The organism is Methylomarinum sp. Ch1-1, from assembly GCF_030717995.2.
Classification (GTDB): domain Bacteria; phylum Pseudomonadota; class Gammaproteobacteria; order Methylococcales; family Methylomonadaceae; genus Methylomarinum; species Methylomarinum roseum.
Map to the genome: position 1 here is coordinate 92,922 of NZ_CP157743.1, position 19,391 is coordinate 112,312.

12 protein-coding genes are annotated in these 19,391 nt (G+C 50.0%); 6 read left to right on the top strand and 6 right to left on the bottom strand.

Going from position 1 to position 19,391, the window contains the following annotated elements; translation table 11 throughout:
• Positions 1–206: 206 nt before the first annotated feature.
• Together Q9L42_RS00780 and Q9L42_RS00785 are read left to right on the top strand one after the other, a co-directional pair.
• Positions 207–2,111 (top strand): bifunctional diguanylate cyclase/phosphodiesterase, encoded by a 1,905-nt coding sequence (locus Q9L42_RS00780; RefSeq protein WP_305906528.1) that lies wholly within the window; start codon positions 207–209, stop codon positions 2,109–2,111.
• Positions 2,098–2,811 (top strand): transglutaminase-like cysteine peptidase, encoded by a 714-nt coding sequence (locus tag Q9L42_RS00785; RefSeq protein WP_305906527.1) that lies wholly within the window; start codon positions 2,098–2,100, stop codon positions 2,809–2,811. The genes Q9L42_RS00780 and Q9L42_RS00785 overlap by 14 nt, the downstream gene beginning before the upstream one ends.
• 1,025 nt (positions 2,812–3,836) lie before the next feature.
• Here Q9L42_RS00785 and pgaD read toward each other — a convergent pair.
• The 4 genes from pgaD to pgaA are packed head-to-tail and all read right to left on the bottom strand — an operon-like array spanning position 3,837 to position 10,172.
• Complete coding sequence (pgaD, locus tag Q9L42_RS00790) at positions 3,837–4,295, bottom strand: poly-beta-1,6-N-acetyl-D-glucosamine biosynthesis protein PgaD (protein ID WP_349431734.1); 459 nt, start codon at positions 4,293–4,295, stop codon at positions 3,837–3,839.
• The gene (pgaC, locus tag Q9L42_RS00795) at positions 4,292–5,662 is read right to left on the bottom strand and encodes a poly-beta-1,6-N-acetyl-D-glucosamine synthase (protein ID WP_349431735.1); all 1,371 of its coding nucleotides are present in this window, start codon (positions 5,660–5,662) and stop codon (positions 4,292–4,294) included. Before pgaC ends, pgaD begins: the two co-directional genes overlap by 4 nt.
• Before the next feature lie 23 nt (positions 5,663–5,685).
• Positions 5,686–7,572 carry a poly-beta-1,6-N-acetyl-D-glucosamine N-deacetylase PgaB gene (pgaB, locus tag Q9L42_RS00800; RefSeq protein ID WP_349431736.1) on the bottom strand — a complete coding sequence of 629 codons (1,887 nt, stop codon included), beginning with the start codon at positions 7,570–7,572 and terminating at the stop codon, positions 5,686–5,688.
• Positions 7,573–7,574: 2 nt separating this feature from the next.
• Positions 7,575–10,172: a poly-beta-1,6 N-acetyl-D-glucosamine export porin PgaA gene (gene pgaA, locus Q9L42_RS00805; RefSeq protein WP_349431737.1), complete on the bottom strand. Its 2,598-nt coding sequence runs from the start codon at positions 10,170–10,172 to the stop codon at positions 7,575–7,577.
• Between the two features lie 138 nt (positions 10,173–10,310).
• Between pgaA and Q9L42_RS00810 the strand changes: the two genes are divergently transcribed.
• The gene (locus Q9L42_RS00810; protein ID WP_305906342.1) at positions 10,311–11,060 is read left to right on the top strand and encodes an IS5 family transposase; all 750 of its coding nucleotides are present in this window, start codon (positions 10,311–10,313) and stop codon (positions 11,058–11,060) included.
• A gap of 585 nt (positions 11,061–11,645) precedes the next feature.
• Here Q9L42_RS00810 and Q9L42_RS00815 read toward each other — a convergent pair.
• Complete coding sequence (locus tag Q9L42_RS00815; RefSeq protein WP_305906520.1) at positions 11,646–12,071, bottom strand: hypothetical protein; 426 nt, start codon at positions 12,069–12,071, stop codon at positions 11,646–11,648.
• 219 nt (positions 12,072–12,290) lie between these two features.
• Between Q9L42_RS00815 and Q9L42_RS00820 the strand changes: the two genes are divergently transcribed.
• The 3 genes from Q9L42_RS00820 to Q9L42_RS00830 all read left to right on the top strand — a co-directional run bounded on the left by Q9L42_RS00820 (position 12,291) and on the right by Q9L42_RS00830 (position 15,839).
• The gene (locus Q9L42_RS00820) at positions 12,291–12,911 is read left to right on the top strand and encodes a helix-turn-helix transcriptional regulator (protein WP_305906519.1); all 621 of its coding nucleotides are present in this window, start codon (positions 12,291–12,293) and stop codon (positions 12,909–12,911) included.
• Between the two features lie 127 nt (positions 12,912–13,038).
• On the top strand, positions 13,039–15,324 hold the full coding sequence (locus Q9L42_RS00825) for a Tex family protein (RefSeq protein WP_349431738.1): 2,286 nt from the start codon (positions 13,039–13,041) through the stop codon (positions 15,322–15,324).
• Between the two features lie 89 nt (positions 15,325–15,413).
• Entirely contained in the window at positions 15,414–15,839 is a 426-nt protein-coding gene (locus Q9L42_RS00830; protein ID WP_305906517.1) for an exosortase system-associated protein, TIGR04073 family, read from the top strand.
• Positions 15,840–15,899: 60 nt separating this feature from the next.
• Here Q9L42_RS00830 and Q9L42_RS00835 read toward each other — a convergent pair whose 3' ends face one another.
• A complete protein-coding gene (locus Q9L42_RS00835; protein WP_349431739.1) occupies positions 15,900–19,346 on the bottom strand; it encodes an AAA family ATPase in 3,447 nt (1,148 codons plus the stop codon).
• Positions 19,347–19,391: the final 45 nt, after the last annotated feature.

The following is a 19,391-nucleotide window of genomic DNA, read 5'->3' on the forward strand; positions in this document are numbered from 1 at the left end:
TGTCATTTCGGCAGGGAGCGCCGAAATCTGATGCATCATGAACGAGTATTTATGCAGTCGGACTTATTGCTAAGAGCTTAACAATTTACCTGTGACCGGGTCACCAAAATTACAGATAGGGAAGAAAAAACATTAATTACGTCACAGTTTCCGCCAGACCAACATATGACTCATGTCAGTCACTTCAACACAGGACCTGAACCAGCATGTCTCTATTCAAACAACTGTTGTTCCTTGTTTCAGCCCTGTTTCTAATCATTTTTGCGGTCAATTTCGCATTAAGTGTCAGCAATATCAGGGACTATCTGGAAGGTGAATCCGAGATTCATGCCCAAGATACCGCAACGTCTCTGGGTCTGTCATTGAGCCCCTATATGGTCAACGAGAAAGATCCGGTGATAGAAACGATGATTCAGGCGATATTCGATATGGGCTATTACCAGGAGATCAGGCTCGAGAATATTGACGACGAGCCGTTGGTGACGTTAAAAAACGACAAGGTTTCTGAAGAGGTTCCCGAATGGTTTGTAGAACTCTTGCCGATGGAAACGGCGACGGCTAAAAGCGAGATTAGCTCGGGTTGGAATCTCAGCGGAATTATTTACGTCACGATTAATCCAGGTTATGCCTATTTGAAACTCTATCAACAGGCTAAATCCGGCTTTTATTATTCGATGGCGGCATTTGCGTTTTCAATTCTCATATTATTCCTGCTCTTGAGGATTACGCTGCGCTCCTTAAAGAGGATCGATCGACTGGCCTTAAAAATTGCGGCTGGCCAGTATGAAACCATCGACGAAATGCCGTGGACGACCGAAGTCAGAAACGTGACCCGCTCGATGAACACCTTGTCCGGCAAAATTGATACGACCATCAAAAACTTAAACGGTAAACTAAACGACATCGGCAAAAAATTGCATCAGGATGCCTTAACCGGCTTAAATAAGAAAAGCGTGTTTGAAACTGATCTGAAGCGCTTGTTTGCCGGTGATTCCGAAGCCTTTATTTATTTGGTCAAGATCGATAGTCTGGGCACGCTGGTTAAGGAATATGACAGCGCCGCCATAGACCGATTTTTGCAGGATTGCGCTAAAACGTTAAACAAAACGTCAGAACAGTTTCAGCACGGCCAGACGACAACCTACCGATTCTTCGGTTCCGAATTCGCCATATTGCTTGAGGAAGTCGATATCGCCGCGGCGGAAGAGTTGGCGAAACATATCAGCACTGCATTTTCCGAATTAGGCGAAAAAAACCAGAAATCGGATATCGCGCACATCGGCATTATTCCCTTCGATCCGTTAAAAAATATCGATCAGATGCTGGCGGCCGCCAACGAAGCCTATGAACAGGCGCAACTGATTGGCGCCAACGGCTATTATCTCAAGACCAACATCGACCAAGCACGCGATATCGCCGAATGGAAAAAACTGGTATTCGCAATCGTCGACAATCGCACTTATGACGTTTCCTATGTCTGTCCGATAAACGGATTTGAATCCAATCAAATGCTGATGGAGGACGCCTTCATCCAGGCCCAGGATGACAACGGCAACTCTCTCGCTATCGGCACTTTTGTGTCTATTGCCGAAAAATTTGCCAAAATCGTTGAGTTGGATAAAGGCATGATTGCAAACATTGTCGACTCCATGAAACACGAAAAGATCCAACATGCCAGAACTATCAGCATTTCCACCCGAACCATCAAAAACAGCGAGTTTAGAACCTGGCTACACAAGCTAATCAGGGAAAACCAGGACATGGCTTCTCGCCTTGTTTTCAACTTGTCGGCCTATGCGATCGCCAAAGACATCGACACCTATCAGCAATTCATCGCTTTTATTCATGATTTGGGCGCAAAAGTCATGATTAAGCGATTCGATGCCCAATCGCTATCACCCGATGCGATCAAACCACTAAGACCTGACTATATCCGCCTATCCCGTGATATCTGCGATAGTGTCGCCGATGACGCGGAGAAAAAGGCGTTTATTGAATTGATACAGGAAATGAGCTCACTGCTGAATATCAAGGTTCTGGCGGAAAATGTGCATAACGATATCGATTACGAAGTCCTGCACTCGATAGGTATCGCGGGTGCCAGCCGATAACGCTTTCCGCCGTCGCTCCCTCAGATTTTTTGTCTGGATAAGCGGCCTGCTCTTTGCCGTATGTGTTTCCGCCGAGCTGGAAATCAGTCAGGCCTTGCTGAGACAAATCGAAATTCGATTCGGTCAGGAAGCGGGCACACGCATCACGAAATGGCAAACATTGTTGCAATCGACAAAATCTTTGCCGGAAGCGGAAAAATTGAAACATGTAAATGATTTCTTTAATCGGCAAGTCGAATTTGTAGACGATATTTACCTATGGGATCAGGAAGATTATTGGGCCACACCACTGGAATTTTTGGTTAGGGGCGCCGGTGATTGCGAGGATTATTCGATCGCCAAATACTTTACCCTAAAAGAACTAGGCGTGCCTGAGAGCAAGATGCGCATCACCTATGTCAAAGCCATCGAACTGAATCAGGCGCACATGGTTTTAACCTACTTCGCTACGCCTCGATCGACGCCACTGGTATTGGACAACTTGAATCCCGCGATAAAACCGGCAACCCAACGCCGGGACCTGCTGCCGGTCTATAGCTTCAACGGCACGGGTTTATGGTTGGCCAAAAGTCGTGGCGCAGGAAAAAGGGTCGGCGGCTCAGGGCGCTTGAGTCGATGGACCAGCCTCAAGCAAAGAATGCTGGAAAACTCATTCGGATCCGCGTTTATGGACAGGGCTCCCTCATTAAAAAATACCTGAACCAATACATTGGTTAATATCGCGTCATCCCTCTCGGCGGGACGGGTTATTTAACCCGTCCCAAACGTTTAACTTACTCTAGTCACGATTGAATCGTTCAGGACCTCGTTGACCTGCATTTCGCATAGCGACATGCGGACTACTTGCTTTTCGGACTGCCCGTAGGAGGCCCGCCCTCGGGCCGAATGGCTCTTTTCGCGCCGAGGGCGGCACTCCTTACGCAAAGCACCGTCTTGCCGTTGGATGTTGAACAGCGTGAAGCGCATCAAAAACCGGTGCGCTTCCTATCGTCAGCACACCCTACCCGCATCGTAGTGCGGCTTCGCGTATCAAGCCGCCAACAACCGCCACCGGGGCAAAATTGGCCGTGCACACGGGGGGGGGGTTATTTAACACCCCCTAAACGTTTAACTTACTTTAAGGCGTATTTGTTGTTAATTTTCTGTTTTGCCGCTCATTCATTTAATGAGGGAGCCCTGGGTGACATAGCCTAAATAATTGACAATCCTTCCTCCTGAACACATGCCGCTAGCGGGCAGTACGACACAGGGCCTAGCCTTCCAGTGTCTTTACGGTCTTACTGCTATAGCCGTTGCGGCTATTTTTAGAAGAAGACAGCTCATGCTTGCTGTAGCCGAGAGATCCTCTAGCTCGGGGCATTGAGGGCGGCCTCAACAGTGATTTTGGTCTTCATCCGTCGAATATCATTCAGGTCTTGCTCAGTCTTTATCCCTTTGGCAGCTTCTAAGGCCGATACTTCGATTACTTTAGTTATTAATATCGTAATTATTCAGCGTAGTTTTACTAAGAGGGAGTAGGTTATTGATTTATCGGGCTGTCTGCAACAGGACGTTGCAGTCAGAGCTTACATGGAAGTATTCACGCGTCCCGAGAAATCAATGACCTACTGCCTAAAACCCGAAAGATACTGAATAGTTACTTAATATATAACTATCTTTTTCCCATTGTGGGTTAATAATAGGCAGCTCAACAGATTTATCTACAGTCTTCAACTCTCTGGCGCATTACCCCAAGTCCCTTTTTTCCAGGCGCTGGATTGAAACAATCCGTGCCTCGGGGTCAAACTCGACGGTCAATAATTTTTCCTGTTGGTATCGTTTTAATTCCTCGGCATGGACCTCAAAATACTCGGCCAAATTATCATGGTCGACTAGTGCAGGTGTTTTCCGTTTTTCTCTGCCCTTGAAGCGAAAGTAATTATAGGCGGCCCACACTGCTAAAGCACCGCCGAGCAGCGTCACGATCGTGAGGAACCTAAATAAATCTTCAATGACGGCGCGAAATCCCTCCATTTCAAACATCTCGAAATAGACCAAGTCGAGCCCCAAATACCAAGCAATCAAAGTCGCGAGGGGGATCCATAAAAAAAACCAGATCATCCAGAAAATGAAGGTAAAAATAACCGACGTGGTACGTTGCCATAGGCTTTGCACCGTCGGCGCATTGATGATGAGCTCCTTCACCTGACCCCCCTGTCCGGGCTGGTCCAAACAGCTCTTGCCCCCTTCTTTTTCAGCACGGCCTTAACGACGCCGGCAACGGTGGTCAGCACGCTGATCACCCAATAAATCAAGGGATACCAAATCAGCCAATAATAAATCTTGCCGATGCCTTTTTCGTAGCGGGAATCGATAAACAGACTGACGGCAAACTGTAATAGACAAGTCAACCCCAACAAGACACCGCCCCAACTGGGTAACATGGTCGGCACCACCAATTGCGGCGGCAATTCGATCACATAACCGGCCAGCCAAAACAAAAAGGTAACCAACATAGTATAGGCCCAGAACACGCTAACCAGATATTCGATATAGATCATCCACATGCGCCGCGAACGCCAAAGCCCCAAGCGTTTGAAATAGCGCAACAAGACTTCCACTCCGCCCTGCGCCCAACGCAAACGCTGTCGCCACAAGCCAGTAAGCGTTTCCGGCATCAGTATCCAGCAAAGCGCGTGCGGTTCATAGCGGATATCCCAATGATCCAACTGCAACCGCCAACTGATATCGATATCCTCCGTGATCATATCGTTGCTCCAATAACCGACTCGGTGCAGGGCCGACTTGCGGAACGCTCCGACCACGCCGGAAATCGTGAAAATCCGACCATAAATACGCTGAGCCCGTTTGATCAGACCGATGATGGCCGAAAACTCGCCTACCTGAATTCTGCCCAGCAATGTCGTTCGCGTGCGTATTCTTGGGTTGCCGGTTACGGCCGCGACTCGCGGCCCGGACAAAAAATGGCGCATGATCCATGTCACTGCTTCCGGAGCCAGCAAGGCGTCGCCATCGATGCAAACCAGGAATTCGTGATTGGACAACAACGCCGCCGTATTCAACGCCATGGCCTTGCCTTGGTTACTTTCAAGATTGACGACGCGTATCTTGTCGTGCTCCTCGGCCAACTGCAACAAAATGTCCAGCGTATTATCGGTGCTGCCGTCATTGACGGCGATGATTTCATAATTGGGATATTTCTGTAATAGCAGAAATTTCAGAGTTTCGCGAACAACCTCGCCCTCGTTATGGCAGGGAACGATCAACGAAACGGGCGGATAGGAAGGTAATTCTGGCAGGTCCTCCGCTCCTTTGCCTTCCTTTCTTTCCCAGCGCACATAATAAATCAACGCACCGATGATCCATAAATAAGCCATGAACAACGGATAGTAGAAAGCAAAGTCGAGCAAGAAGCGAAAAAAATTCAGATAAAGCCATTCTCCGGCATACTTCATGACCACAAGGCCTTGCTGTAATAAAAGCGCCATGGTCGTCCACAAATCGGCCGACCAGGAAGCAATAGAATCCCAATGCACACTATCCTCCATCATAAAATCATATGTCGTCAGATTAATTAATCACCAAAAGGAAAAATTTCCAGCGACATCGTTTCCTTCAACATCATCAACGGCGGCTCATTGGTAAGAAAGTCATCCGGGTAATAACCGAAATTCATGGCATTTTTGCGCTGTAACAATTCCATTTGTTGCATCAGTTCGCGCTGCGGAATCTTTTCTTGACTGCGCCAATCGACGCTTTGCAACTCGAACACGGTCCGTTTCAACGCGGCCGGATGCAGCCGGGCCACGTTGTCGATCAAGCCGCCCAACCATTCCTGTGGCCGTTCGGCATCTTCCATGTAAGGCATGGCCATCAAGGCGACATAATCGTAATAAGCCATGAAATTGGCGAACGATTGCGCGAACCATTGCTGGCTTTCCGGCTGCATGATGATACTGGCGTACAGATTACGTGCCGTCTTGATCTCAGGCCGATAATATCTCACCGATTCGGCAAGATCTGCGGTCAGACCGGTCAAGGCATTGATCTTGGCCGCCAGCTTCCGTTTAGGGGATAAACCGGCCGTTTTCCTTAGGGCTGCCGGACTAACATCTTCTGTATCGGTCAAGAATGCATCGTCATGGAAAAGCAGGCCGGCAAAATGGGCATGTTTGGCCAAATCCTGATAGATTTCGTTGACGAACTCCCGCGCCTGCGGATGAAAAGGGGACAAGCGACGGTAATCATTCCGGCTCGCCACAGCGCGTCCATCGCGCAGTTCCTGCACCCACCAATCGTCCGGCGCCGATGTATGAAAGGACAAAACCGGCAGCCAGGCATAGACATTGACGTGAGCGCGGGTTTTCAATTGCCAGGCGACGCGATTGAAGAGGTCCGCTCGAACCGGCAGATGGCGATTGGGGAAGTACAAGGCATCGGCATTGCCGTCTCCATCCGGGTCCGCGAAGGCCTGCAAATACACCGTATTGATGCGCATGGCTTTGACTCTGTCCAATAACAGTCCCAAGTTTTTTTCGCGTTGCACCTTGTCCTTATCGTAAACATAGTCGAGGTCGACATGGGCCACCCGTATCGGCTCTCTTTCCTCGATATGGCTCAAGCCATAGACGAAATTAGCCAGCTTAGCGTTACCGGAAATCAGATAACGGTAAATGACCCGCTGCTCGTCCACCCGATTGATGACGTTTTGCAATCCCAGCGAGATGGTCATGCCCAATTTATCGGCAATCCAATGGGTTTCGCGGCTGTATGCGCCGTAAGGCCAGACCATCACCCGAGGGCGCTTACCTGTTCTTCGGAAGATGACATCGGAGCTGCGTTGCAAGTCCCGTTCGATACGCTGCCGAAACTGTTCGTCGTTCTCGTAACCACCGCTGTCCTTCAGAAACATTCGGGTAACTGCCGCGGGCTGGCTATTGCCCTGTGGATTACCGATGACTCCGCGATGCAAGTCATGGCTATGGGAGGCAATCTCGATCAATCCGGATGCCATCATTTCCCTGACTTGATCCCAGCTTAGAAAATCGTCGCGAGGCTTCAAACGATCGCCGTACTGAACCGGCTGGTCGGAAGGGGTCTCCATCCAACGAGTGACCAGAGCAAACACCGCCGGATAATTAAACATTTTCAAAACCGGAAAGATCTTGGCATGGAAATTACGATAACCATCGTCGAAGGTCAGCAATACCGCCTTGTCCGGCAAAGGCTTCTTGCCGGCCCGAGCATCGAGAATATCCTGCACGCTTACCGGGTGATACTGATGGCTCTTCAGCCAAGATAAATGACTGATCAGGCGTTCGGTCGTAACCGTCGCCGGGTCGTCGTCCCACACATCCTTGACATCGTGGTAACACAGACTGATCAAGTGATTTTCGCTGGCGCCGACCACCGCAAACGGCGCAAAATATAGAAAAATCAACGTCAACACTCGCTTCAACATCGTTAAAACCTCACATTAAGGTTCAAATAGAACCGCCAGGTTTCCTCACGGTTTCCATCGTAAATCGGATACCCCCGGATACCACCATAAACCAATTCATAACGGTCTCTGGCCTTCCAGCGATGTTCGTATTGAATGCTGCCGACCGGATCCCAATGATAGCGATTGGCAGTCGTCATTTTTTCCTTTTGCCAGTATTGGCCGATGGTAAACGCCAGTCGCTGATGGAATGACAAGTCGTAAAAACGGTAGGTCAAAAGATCGTTGTCCAGGGTCAGTGAGCTGCCGAAATCGTTCTTCGGATGGTAATAATTGCCGTCCATGCGGCTGTGAAAGGTACTGCCCAGATTCAGATAGGTCGCCAACTTGTAGCGCGGTCCGCTGATCCAACGTTCGAACCAGGTGGCGCTGAGCACACCACTGACATTGCCGTCGCTGTAGTCGAAAAATTGGTAAGCCAAATCGAAGCGCCGGGATTCATGAACCCGGTAGCTGGTCATCGCCTTGACCGAATAGGCGGTCACGCCATCAGTTGTCGGTCTTGTGCTTCCCGCTTGCGGTGGCGACAATCGTCCTACCGAGAGAGCCCGCAGCCCGATCTCGTCACTGCGCGTGTCGAAGGCGATAGCGGCCGACCAATGATCGTCGAACTGATAATTCAAGCTCCCCCAGAAACCCACGGTCGAGCGCGCGAAATTATCGTAATGCAGTTCCCCGATGGCCAACAGATCGGGTATCGCGTATTCCAAGCCCAAGCCATAGCGCCGGTAGTAGCCCCTGGTCGAGAGGTTTTGGCCGGTTTGGGTGTCTTCGCCGGCGCCGAATTTACCGGTCATCCAGCGTACATGACTGAAAAGGCGGTAGTGATAGTCCAAGGGCTGCGAATATAAAAAGCTGTCGAGAACGATGCTTTCGCTCCCTTGGGCCGAACCGGTACTGAAGCCGCCATCGCTGAATATCTGTAGCTCGCGTTCATTATGGATGTCCCACAGTCTTTTTTGCCGCTGCACGTTTTTTTCTTCCGGATACAAGGCATAGAGGGATAACGTGTTCGCTTCTTCCTGCGGATATTCGCGCAACTCATGCAGCGTTTCGCTCAGCCCGGTTCTTAATCCCAAATGTTTGGGAGCGATGTTTAACGCGGCTATGTATTGCTCACGAGCCTGGCGCGGCCAACCCCGATAATAAAGGGTATGGGCGCGAACATCGCGGATATCGGCATTGAAAGAGGCGTTTTGATATAAATTTTGGATTTTTTGATAGGCCTCCTCGAGGCGATCGGTGAAATTGGCGATCATCACCGTCGCCAGCTCCGCCTCGGTTTTTTGATGGTTGCCTTCCGGATAAAGCAAGCCCATCCCCTTGGGATGCTTATACCAAATCTTGTCGGGTTGCTGCTTCGCCAGTTGCTCCGCCAAGCGTTCAGCCGCATCCAATTGCTCCGCTTCCAAATAGGCGAACACCAGCGACTGCCCGGCATTATGATTGCCAGGCATTTTCTCCAACACTCGCAGATATAAATCACGCGCTTGCTCGGGTTGCTGCAAATACAAAAAAGCATCGGCTGCCGCGATGGTCGCATAGGCGGGAATTTCGACCTGTTCCTCTCGCAGAATTCGATGCAGTTCGACCACGTCCTCCATGCGTTTACGATCTCGCAACGCAACCATCATGTCGAAGCGCGCCCGCGAACGCCAAAAACTTGAATCACGGAGTGTCACTCGATCCAGGTACGCGAGATTGTCCTCGATCAATCCGATCGCCTTGTCTATTTCACGAAAGCGTAACGCCTCCTCTTCGCTCGGATAGATTTCGCCCCATCTAACCCAAGCGGCCGCCAGGTCCCAGCGCAGGCGACCCCATTCTTCTTCGGAAAAAAACTGCCGGTGCTGTTCAGCGTTGCGATACGCCAACTCGAATGCCTTGACGCGGCTCATCGCGAAAACCAACCCCCGTATCGCCGCCTTGTGTCCGGGCCGTCTCTGTAAAACTGTTTGATAAAGCGACGCGGCGGCAAGAAAATCACCTTCCGTTTCTTTCAAATAGGCCTTGACCAACAAAAAATCGGCATGCTGATAGTATTGTTTCGCCAAGCTCTGCAACAACTCTTGTGCAGGCAACAACTTGCGCTGATCGATCAATACCCTGGCTAAGCCCAACCGATACGATAAATTGGCCGGATCGCGCCGCGCCATGAGTCTAAATGTGCGCTCCGCCAGCCCGAACTGCTGTTGGTTTCTTGCCGCATGAGCAACGCTTTCCAACACATAGAGAGGCGCATCATTGATATCGCAGCGATTCGCTTGCTCGACGATCTCGGCTTCCTTGCCCGCCCAAAACAACACCAAAATATAATCGTGTTGATAGTGTTTTGTTTGGGGAAACTGCTCGGCAAGCTCCGCTAGGATAGGTAACGCCTGTTCGGCCTTGCCCTCGCGAGCAATCCGTATAGCCTCTTGATATCTGTGATCGACTCCATCCGGAGCTGCGGCATAAACCGATTGCGCAAAAAAAATGCAGATTAAACTGCATAGATGGGAACGAAAAGCGGTTTTAAAGAGGGAACCAATCCAATATTGAATATGGCAGTATAAAGACAATTAACAACATCCTGCTACATGGAAAATTTTCGGAAGTATAGCACATCATTAGGGGCTGTTGCCGTTTTGTAACTTACCCTTGAATTTCAATAATTCCGCCTCATAACTTGTTTATTTTGAGCCAAAAACAAGCAAACTATGCCGCGACAAATGTTTACGGATGAACACTGGGGAAAATTGAAGATGATTATGTTGAAAATGGGGATATATGACAAACCCTTTCTTCGGCAAACAACCGAAGGGATTTTTTATCGTTTGCGCGTAGGTTGTCCCTGGCGAGATCTACCCAGTGCCTTTGGTAACTGGAATGCTGTTTATAAACGCTTCAATGAATGGTCTCGTAAAGAAAAACTGATGGGTATTTTTAACGAACTGATAGTTGAGCCTGACTTGGAATGGGAATTTATTGATGGAAGTATTGTGAAAGCTCATCAGCATAGTAGCGGTGCGGCCTATGGGCAAGAATCGGCGATTGGTAAATCTGTTGCGGGTAATACAACCAAAATTCATATGGCTGTTGATGCCTGTGGTCTTCCCATCCACTTTACAGTGACGGGTGGCGAAGTTCATGATTGTAAAGAAGCGCCAACCTTGGTCGCTGAACTGCCTAAAGCTGACTATATCGTTGCTGACAAAGGCTATGACAGTGAACCACTACGTGTTCAGATTCAAGACAAAGGAACTGTTCCTGTCATTCCAAGAAAAAAGAATTCAAACGTAGGGAATGATGATATGGATTGGTGTCTCTACAAATATCGTCACCTCGTTGAAAATGTGTTTGCAAGACTGAAACATTTCAGAGCTATTGCTACACGATATGACAAGCTCAAACGAAATTTTGAAGCTTCTGTGGCCTTGGCTTGCGCTTTTTTATGGTTACCTATGTGAAACAGCAACAGCCCCTATTGTTTACTTATGCTCCCCTGAATTCCCAATTTAAAGTTCAAATTGGGCATGGGGTATATTTAGCGGGGCGTTCCTCGACATTCCCCTGTGCCGTAAACACAACGTCAGTTCGGGATAAAGTAAAAGTAGCCTGTCCCCTTTCCCGCTGTCCCCTTTCCCGTTGGATTTGCTGGACTCCGCCAATGAGATGTTTGTCGCCAAAAGCGCTTACACAAATGCAAAATACAATGAGCTATTCGCGCAATACCGCATCTTAACCAGCAAAGGCGAATTGAATAAATTCCTAGGCACCAAATTACCCGATGAAATCGCTCTGGTTGACGGGGAAAACAGCACTGAATCTTCGCAACTGCCTTAAAAAAATGGCTATATAAACCACAGATTATCTGAAACAGCGGCTGTTCCTGTTAAGTTTTCGAGATTGTCGACAGCAGGGATGCTGCCGTCAAGGCTACAGGGAGGTATTTACGCCGTATCTTGAAAGCCTGACAGGAAACAACCTGCGGTAAGTTAATAACCATTTAAAAAAATAAGGAGGCCGTCTGCTGCAACACAAGGACGTGGGGCTTACAGGGCTGCCTCGGCAGGATGCAAGCGTCGCCAATAATCGATCAATTTAGCCACCATCTTTCTGGAAACCCAGGCTTCACCGCCGGCGACAACCTTAATAAGCTTATCGATATACTGCGATAGCGTATCGATGTTCTGATAGCCCTTGGCGCCGGCCAATAGGCATTTTATGATTTGCTCTTCCGGCAGCTGATTTCCGACCACGATAATTTCCGCAGCGGCATTCACCTGCCGCAACATTTCAATCAACTCAATCGTAACCTCATCCAAAACCGGGTAGTAACAAAAGACAATCGCCGGCTCGCCTGTCTCAAGCCTGTTCAGACATTGCACTTCATTTTCGCAAACGGATGCATTCGCCAGCCGCCTTCCTGCCGCCGATATCAAGTCCCCGGTATTGTCGATAATATAAACGGTCGTCATTTGATCAAGATGTTAGCAGGTTATTATTAACCCGGTATTAATATTAGATAATAATCACACTTTCGCCTACTGTACAAAAGTACTAAACTTCAATATAAGCCGAAAAAGTTGCTAGAATCTTTTTTACTCAATAAATTTAAAGCACATGAACCTAGCGCGACAGGGAAAATTCGCATCATGATTTGAAAACGCTAAAACATAGTAACTGGACCTTATGCCGTGGCAACGATTTTAATCTATTCTAACAATAATAAACTGATTGAAAAATGCATAAACGCGCTTACGCCGGAACACAGCATCGACCGTATTCATTCATTAAATGTCAATTGTAGCGCCGATGTCATCATCGTCGATACGGAACGGGTCGATCATCAACACGAACTATTAAAGCTGATTGCCAATCATCCCTCTCACATTCTGTTGGCCGGCTCCCAATGGGCCGAAGAAAAACAGGTCAATGCAATACTGCACGCCGCGTCGGGCTATTGCGATGAAGCTGAAGCAGATAATCTGCTACCCAAAGCGATCAACAGCATCTTGCAGGGCGATATCTGGATGCAACGCCACCTGGTTCCGAAACTGATCGAGACCTTGATCAACCGCAAGCAGTCCATTCCCAGCAAGCGTTTACAAAACGTCACCAGTGACTTACTAAACTCGTTATCACACAGAGAATGGGACGTCGCCAACCGGATCCGCGCCGGTGAAAACAATAAGCAGATCGCCGGAGCGCTGAATATCTCCGAACGCACCGTAAAAGCCCATCTGACTTCTATTTTCAAAAAATTGCACGTAACCGACCGCCTGCACTTGGCCATCCTACTGAAAGAATCCTCCTAATAGATCGTTATTGCTCTAACGAATTCGCTTTTCACGCATTTGATCAAAAGCTGCGATAACAACCTCGGCAAATGTCCTGATGCATGGTATAAAATGCCTCTTTTTCAGTAAACCCGATATCAACACCATGGACGTAATTCAACGCATCGCCGAAGAACTTTCCGTATCCTTAAAACAGGTTAACGCCGCCGTCACTCTGCTCGATGAAGGCGCCACCGTTCCCTTTATCGCCCGTTACCGTAAGGAAGTTACCGGCGGACTGGATGACTCGCAATTGCGCTTACTGGAAGAGCGACTGAGTTACTTGCGCGAACTGAACGCACGCCGCGAAACCATTCTGAACAGCATTCGTTCACAAGGTAAACTGACCGAAGAACTAGAGCAAGCTATCCTGGAAGCGGACAGCAAAACCCTGCTCGAAGATCTCTACCTGCCCTACAAACCCAAGCGTCGCACCAAGGCCCAGATTGCCCGCGAAGCCGGCCTGGAACCGTTGGCAGATGCATTAGTGGAAGACCGCTCACTGATTCCGGAACAGACTGCCGCAGCCTACATCGACCCAGACAAAGGTATAGCCGATGCCGCCGCCGCACTGGACGGCGCCCGCCAGATCATCATGGAGCGAATTTCCGAGGACGCCGAACTGCTGCAGGAACTGCGCGAACGCATCTGGACTAGCGGCATATTGCACGCCACCGTGGTCAAAGATAAGGAAAACGAAGCGGCCAAATTCCAGGATTATTTCGATTACCAGGAAGCGATCAATAAAATTCCGTCACACCGCGCGCTGGCGCTGTTCCGCGGACGCAACGAGGACTTATTGTCGTTGACGCTGAAACCTGCCATCGACGATCAGGAAGAACATCGACGCTGCGCCCAACTGGTCGCGCATCATATCGATGTCATCGACACCAGCCGGCCAGCGGATGCTTGGCTGGCCGATTGCGCCCGTTTCGCCTGGAAGATCAAACTGTTCACCCGCATCGACATGGACCTGAAACTGCGTCTGCGCGAAGCGGCCGAACAAGAAGCGATCCGGGTCTTCGCCAGCAATCTGAGAGACTTATTACTGGCCGCGCCGGCCGGTCCGAAAGCGACGATGGGACTAGATCCCGGCATCCGCACCGGCGTCAAGGTCGCGATCGTCGATCCGACCGGTAAATTGCTGGCGACCGACACTATTTATCCCCATGCCCCGAAAAATCAATGGGATCAATCGATAAACACACTGGCCAAACTAATCGCCCGACATCAAGTCGATTTGGTCAGCATCGGCAACGGCACCGGTTCGCGGGAAACCGATCAATTGATCGCCGACCTGATGAAGCAACACAAGGAATTAAAATTCAGCAAGATCATGGTCTCGGAAGCCGGCGCCTCGGTTTATTCCGCCTCGGAGTTGGCTGCCAAGGAATTTCCCACTCTCGATGTTTCATTGCGCGGCGCTGTCTCGATCGCACGCCGCCTACAGGACCCGCTGGCCGAATTGGTTAAAATCGAGCCCAAGTCGATCGGCGTCGGCCAATATCAGCACGACGTCAATCAAGTGCAACTGGCTCGCGGTCTGGACAGCGTCGTCGAAGACTGCGTCAACGCGGTCGGCGTCGACGTCAACACCGCTTCGGTGGCGTTGCTGAAACAGGTGTCGGGCCTGTCGGCCAGCGTCAGTGAAAACATCGTCGCCTACCGCAACGAAAACGGACCATTTCATAACCGTGAACAACTGAAGAAAGTGCCGCGTCTCGGTGAAAAAGCCTACGAGCAGGCGGCCGGATTCCTGCGCATCATGAATGGCGATAACCCGCTCGATGCTTCGGCGGTACATCCGGAAGCCTACCCCATCGTCAACGCAATCATCGATAGCACCGGAAAATCAATCCGTGACCTGATCGGACAAAGCGGTTTCTTGCGTGGACTCGATGCCGCGAACTACACTAATGAAACCTTTGGTTTGCCGACGGTGACCGATATTCTGCAGGAATTGGAAAAACCGGGCCGCGACCCGCGCCCTGAGTTTAAAAGCGTGCAATTCAAGGAAGGCGTGGAAAAAATCACCGATTTAAAGGAAGGCATGACCCTAGACGGCGTGGTGACCAACGTCGCCAACTTCGGCGCTTTCGTCGACATCGGCGTCCACCAGGACGGCCTGGTGCATATTTCCCATCTGGCCGATACCTTTGTCAAAGACCCTCGCGAAATCGTCAAAACCGGCGATATGGTCAAAGTCAAGGTGCTGGAAATCGACGTCGCCAGACAGCGCATTTCCTTGTCGATGAAAAAAAATGCCGATACGGCCGCAACATCGGTCAAAAGTGACAAACGGAAACCCGGCGGCCCCGTCCCAAAAGCGAAACGCCAACCCACCGCCCAAGGGGCTATGGCCAACGCCTTTGCTCAAGCACTAAAAAAGTAAAATCTGAATGCTCTGCTATACTGAGCTGTGAAAAAGTTGGGTTGCGTCGGTGTCAACCCAACCAGCATAATACAGCAACAGGATACCCCATGAAACTAAACACTCATCCTCATCTCTCTATTATTTTTGCCGCGCTGATGGCGCTGTCATCGACGGTCGTCGCAGACGACCAAGACAGCTATGCTGATAAAGTCGGACGCAAAGCGCTGAACGGTTTCGCCAATCTGACCACTTCTACGCTGGAAATTCCCAAAAACATCATCAACACCACGAATCAAAGTAATGTTGCTTATGGATTTGTAGGCGGAACGGCCAAAGGCATATTGAACACCGTCGGCCGCATGATGGTGGGTTTGACCGACCTGATCACGGCCCCGCTACCGACCAAACAATTTATTCATCCGGCCTATGTGTGGGATGATTTTGATGCCGACACCACCTATGGCGAGGTCTTCCGTTTAGAGGGAGACGACAGCGCTCCACCCTCAGAAGCTCCTAACTATCAAATGCAATAATCGGCCCGCTCAGTTGGGTATGCACTGCGTACCCTGTTTCTCATTGCGGTCGGCGACAAGCTAGGCCGCAAGCTTCAAGCCGCTATAACCATTCGGCTTCTTGACCATCTCGACTTGGGTTTTGACCCGTTTTTTCACGCCCTCGACATGGGAAATAATGCCGATGATCTTGCCATGGGTCTTCAATCCTTCCAGCGTCGTCATCACCAGATATAGCGACTCCGCATCCAGATTACCGAAGCCCTCATCGAGGAACAACGAATCCAGCGCATGGCCGTTACTGGCGCATTCCGCCAAGCCCAGCGCCAAAGCCAGGCTGACGACGAAGCTTTCACCGCCGGAAAGCGTCTTCGGCAAACGACGACTGTTATTCTGCTTGGTATCTTCAATCCTCAACGCCAAACCGTGCTCACTCGGTTCGTTGCGCACATAATAGCGTCCGCTGATCTTCTCCAACACTTGATTGGCCTGTGCGAGCAGACGATCGATCATCTCCTGTTGAACCTTACGCCGAAAAGGCACGGCATTTTCATCGCTAATCAGGCGCATATCGGCCTCGCATTCGTCCATCAACGCCTGCTGACTAGCCAATTGTTGCTTTAGGCTGACAAGCTTCTCCTGCATACTTTGCTGCTTGTCCAACTTATCTTGCAAGGATTTGACTTCCTGCTCGGCAATTTGCCGCTTCTCCTGCAATTGTCTCTGCTCCGCGAGCAGGTCTTGCTCGCTCATATCGGTTAACGCGAGACTGCGCAGCTCTTGCAACTGCTGTTCAAGCTGGCTAATTTCCTTGGCTAAGCTGTCGAGCTGGGCGTTTTGCGCCTGCAACTGCTGTTCGATATCCTCTTGTCTGGCGATCAAAGCCAAGCTTTCCTTCAGCGCCTCGATACTGGCGTATGGGCTGCCGGCCAATCTTTCTTGCAGCGCCTTTCTGACGGCACTCAACTCCTCTTGCTGTTCAGCCAGTAGTTTTTCCTTTTCCACGATCATTTTCTGCTTTTCGATCAAAGCCAGATGCAGTCCCGCCCCTTCTTCGGCCTGCAACAGCTTGGACTGTTCCTGCAATTTCTGGTTGAGCTCGTCAACATCCTCTTGGCAAAACCCTACCTTTTCCTTCAGAGACGCTATCTCTTCGCGCAGTACTTTCCGCCGCATCTGACGGGTCTGATACTCTTGTCTGCGCATGTTCAGGCGGTCGAATAGCGTGTCTTCTTGACCTTTGGCCGGCATCGACTCGCCCAACGCCTGCAGCTGTTTTTCCACCACTGCGCTCAAGGCCTTTTCATCATCCTTGCACTTTTCATAGGCTTTTTCCATTTCCACCAATTCTCGTGGACGGTTATCCCATTCCGCATCCAGCTCTTCATTGGTTTTTTTCAGTTGCTCCAATAACGCCTCGTTTTTCTCCAGTTCCTTTTCGCCCTTCTCGATACGGACATGCAATTTGAAGCAACGCTTAATCAAGCCATTGATTTCTTTCAGCTGCTGCTGTTCCGACTTGAAAAATTTCTTCATCAAGGACAGGTTGTCGATATCCAAGCGATCGCTGGCAACATTCAAGCGATTAGTCAGCGTTCGCCATTGCGAGCGCACTCGTTGCAAGCGTTTCTCCTTGTCGCTCTGCTCCTCCTCCTGTTTTTGCACCTCCTTGATTTCCAAGTCCAGACCCCGCAAACGGGAACGCAACTCCTGAATCTTGCCTCGTTGGTCGGCCAGCGCTTTTTGGGAGTCGCCAACCACAGGCGGCCTTGTCACATAGGGATGTTTTAACGAACCGCACAACGGGCAGGGTTTCCCTTCTTCCAGCTTCCCCCGATCGATTTCCATTTTTCTCAACAAGGCCTCGTTCGCGACCGCTTTTTCCAGGGTTTTGCGAATGTTTTCCTCCTTCGCCAACTCCAATTGCAAGGTGTTTTGACGATCGACCAACTCATGTTCTTCCAGCGCCATCTCATATCGACCGCGTCTGAAAAAACCTAACAGCCCCTTTCTACCGATCTTGGCGTTGACCTTAGCCAACTCATATAATTCCTGAAAATCGTTGACTCGCTCCTGTTGCTCGACCTTCAACTCTTCCAGTTCTTCAAAACTCTTGCCATGGGTCCGGTCTTTAATGGCTTGCCGATCGGTCTTCAGTTTTTTCTGCAATAACTTGATGTCTTTGCTGACATTCTTGATCGCCGCCTTATTCTTTTTTAGCGCCGAGGTGGTGTTTTTAGTCCATTTTGCGTGCGCCTTCTGTTTATCTTTCAGCTCGGCCAATTCCACCCGCAGACTTCTCAGTTTGCCGGTTTCCGGAAAACTCTCCAGCAGCATCTTGTCGGCATCATGCTCTTGCAGCCACTGTTCGACAAAGGCCAGGTTCGAGCTTTTCTCTTCCAACTGTTGTCGAGTAGAGCGCAACAACGCGTTTTCCTGAGGCAGTTCCTGTTTTATTTCGCTAATTTTCAGCTTCAGGTCATCGACGATCTGTTTTTGTTCGCTTACCGACTTGACGCTGTCCAGCGCTTGTTGGTCCAACTGCCGGCCTTCCAACTGCTGTTGCAACATCGAGACTTCCTTGCGATAAGCCTCCAGCGTTTGCTCCCCTTGCCTGACTTGCTCGGCCTTATTATCCAAGACCGCAACATCGTCCTTGAATACCGCGGCCGGCTGCGCTTGCGCTATTCGCGCCAGCAGTTGCTGATTTTCATCTCGGGCGCCGACCACCGTCTGCTGTTTGTCGTCCAGAGAATTTAGCTGTTGCTCCAGCGTCGCGACATCTTTAACCCAACTCAGCAGTTTATCCAGTTCCGCCTGCTCGCCTTGAAACTGGCCGACTTGTTCTCTGAAGTCTTCCAAGTCATGTTGCGCGGCTTCGACGGCCGCCTCCTCCATGACCGGGGTTGCCGCCAAATCCTGTTCGATTTCCGCCAAGCGGGTCTTGGCCTGTTGATGTTTCTGCTCGATCCGTTCCCGGTACTGCTGATAAATATCGCCACCGATAATTTTTTCCAAGATATCCATGCGCTCACTGTCCAACGCATTCAGAAAAGCGGCGAAATCACCCTGCGCCAACACCATCGATTTACTGAATTTATGAAAGTCCATGCCGGTCATCTCGGCGATGCTGTTACGCACCTGCAACGGGTCTTGCGCCAAAATTTCCTCTTCGTCGTTCAGCCGACTCAGCGACATTTCCGCCGGCAGCAGTTCGCCTTGGGGGGTATCATCGGCGCGTTTAACCCGCCAACTGGAACGATATTTCTGCTCGCCTATGGCAAATTCAATTTGAGCGAAACACTCCGTGGTTTGCTTGGTCATCACGTGTTCCGCCGGCTTGTCGAAACGATAAGTTTCCCCATACAAGCCCAGCGTAATGGCGTCAAGAATACTGGTTTTACCGGAACCATTAGGCCCCGTTATCGCGAAAACACCGGCATCGGAAATCGGCGCCCGGTCAAAATCTATCCGGTTTTCCCCTTCCAATGAATTGATATTCTTGAAATAAATATTAAGTATTTTCATCTGTTAACGGCCCCGATTGAGGACGGATTAAATCCCCGAGAATGC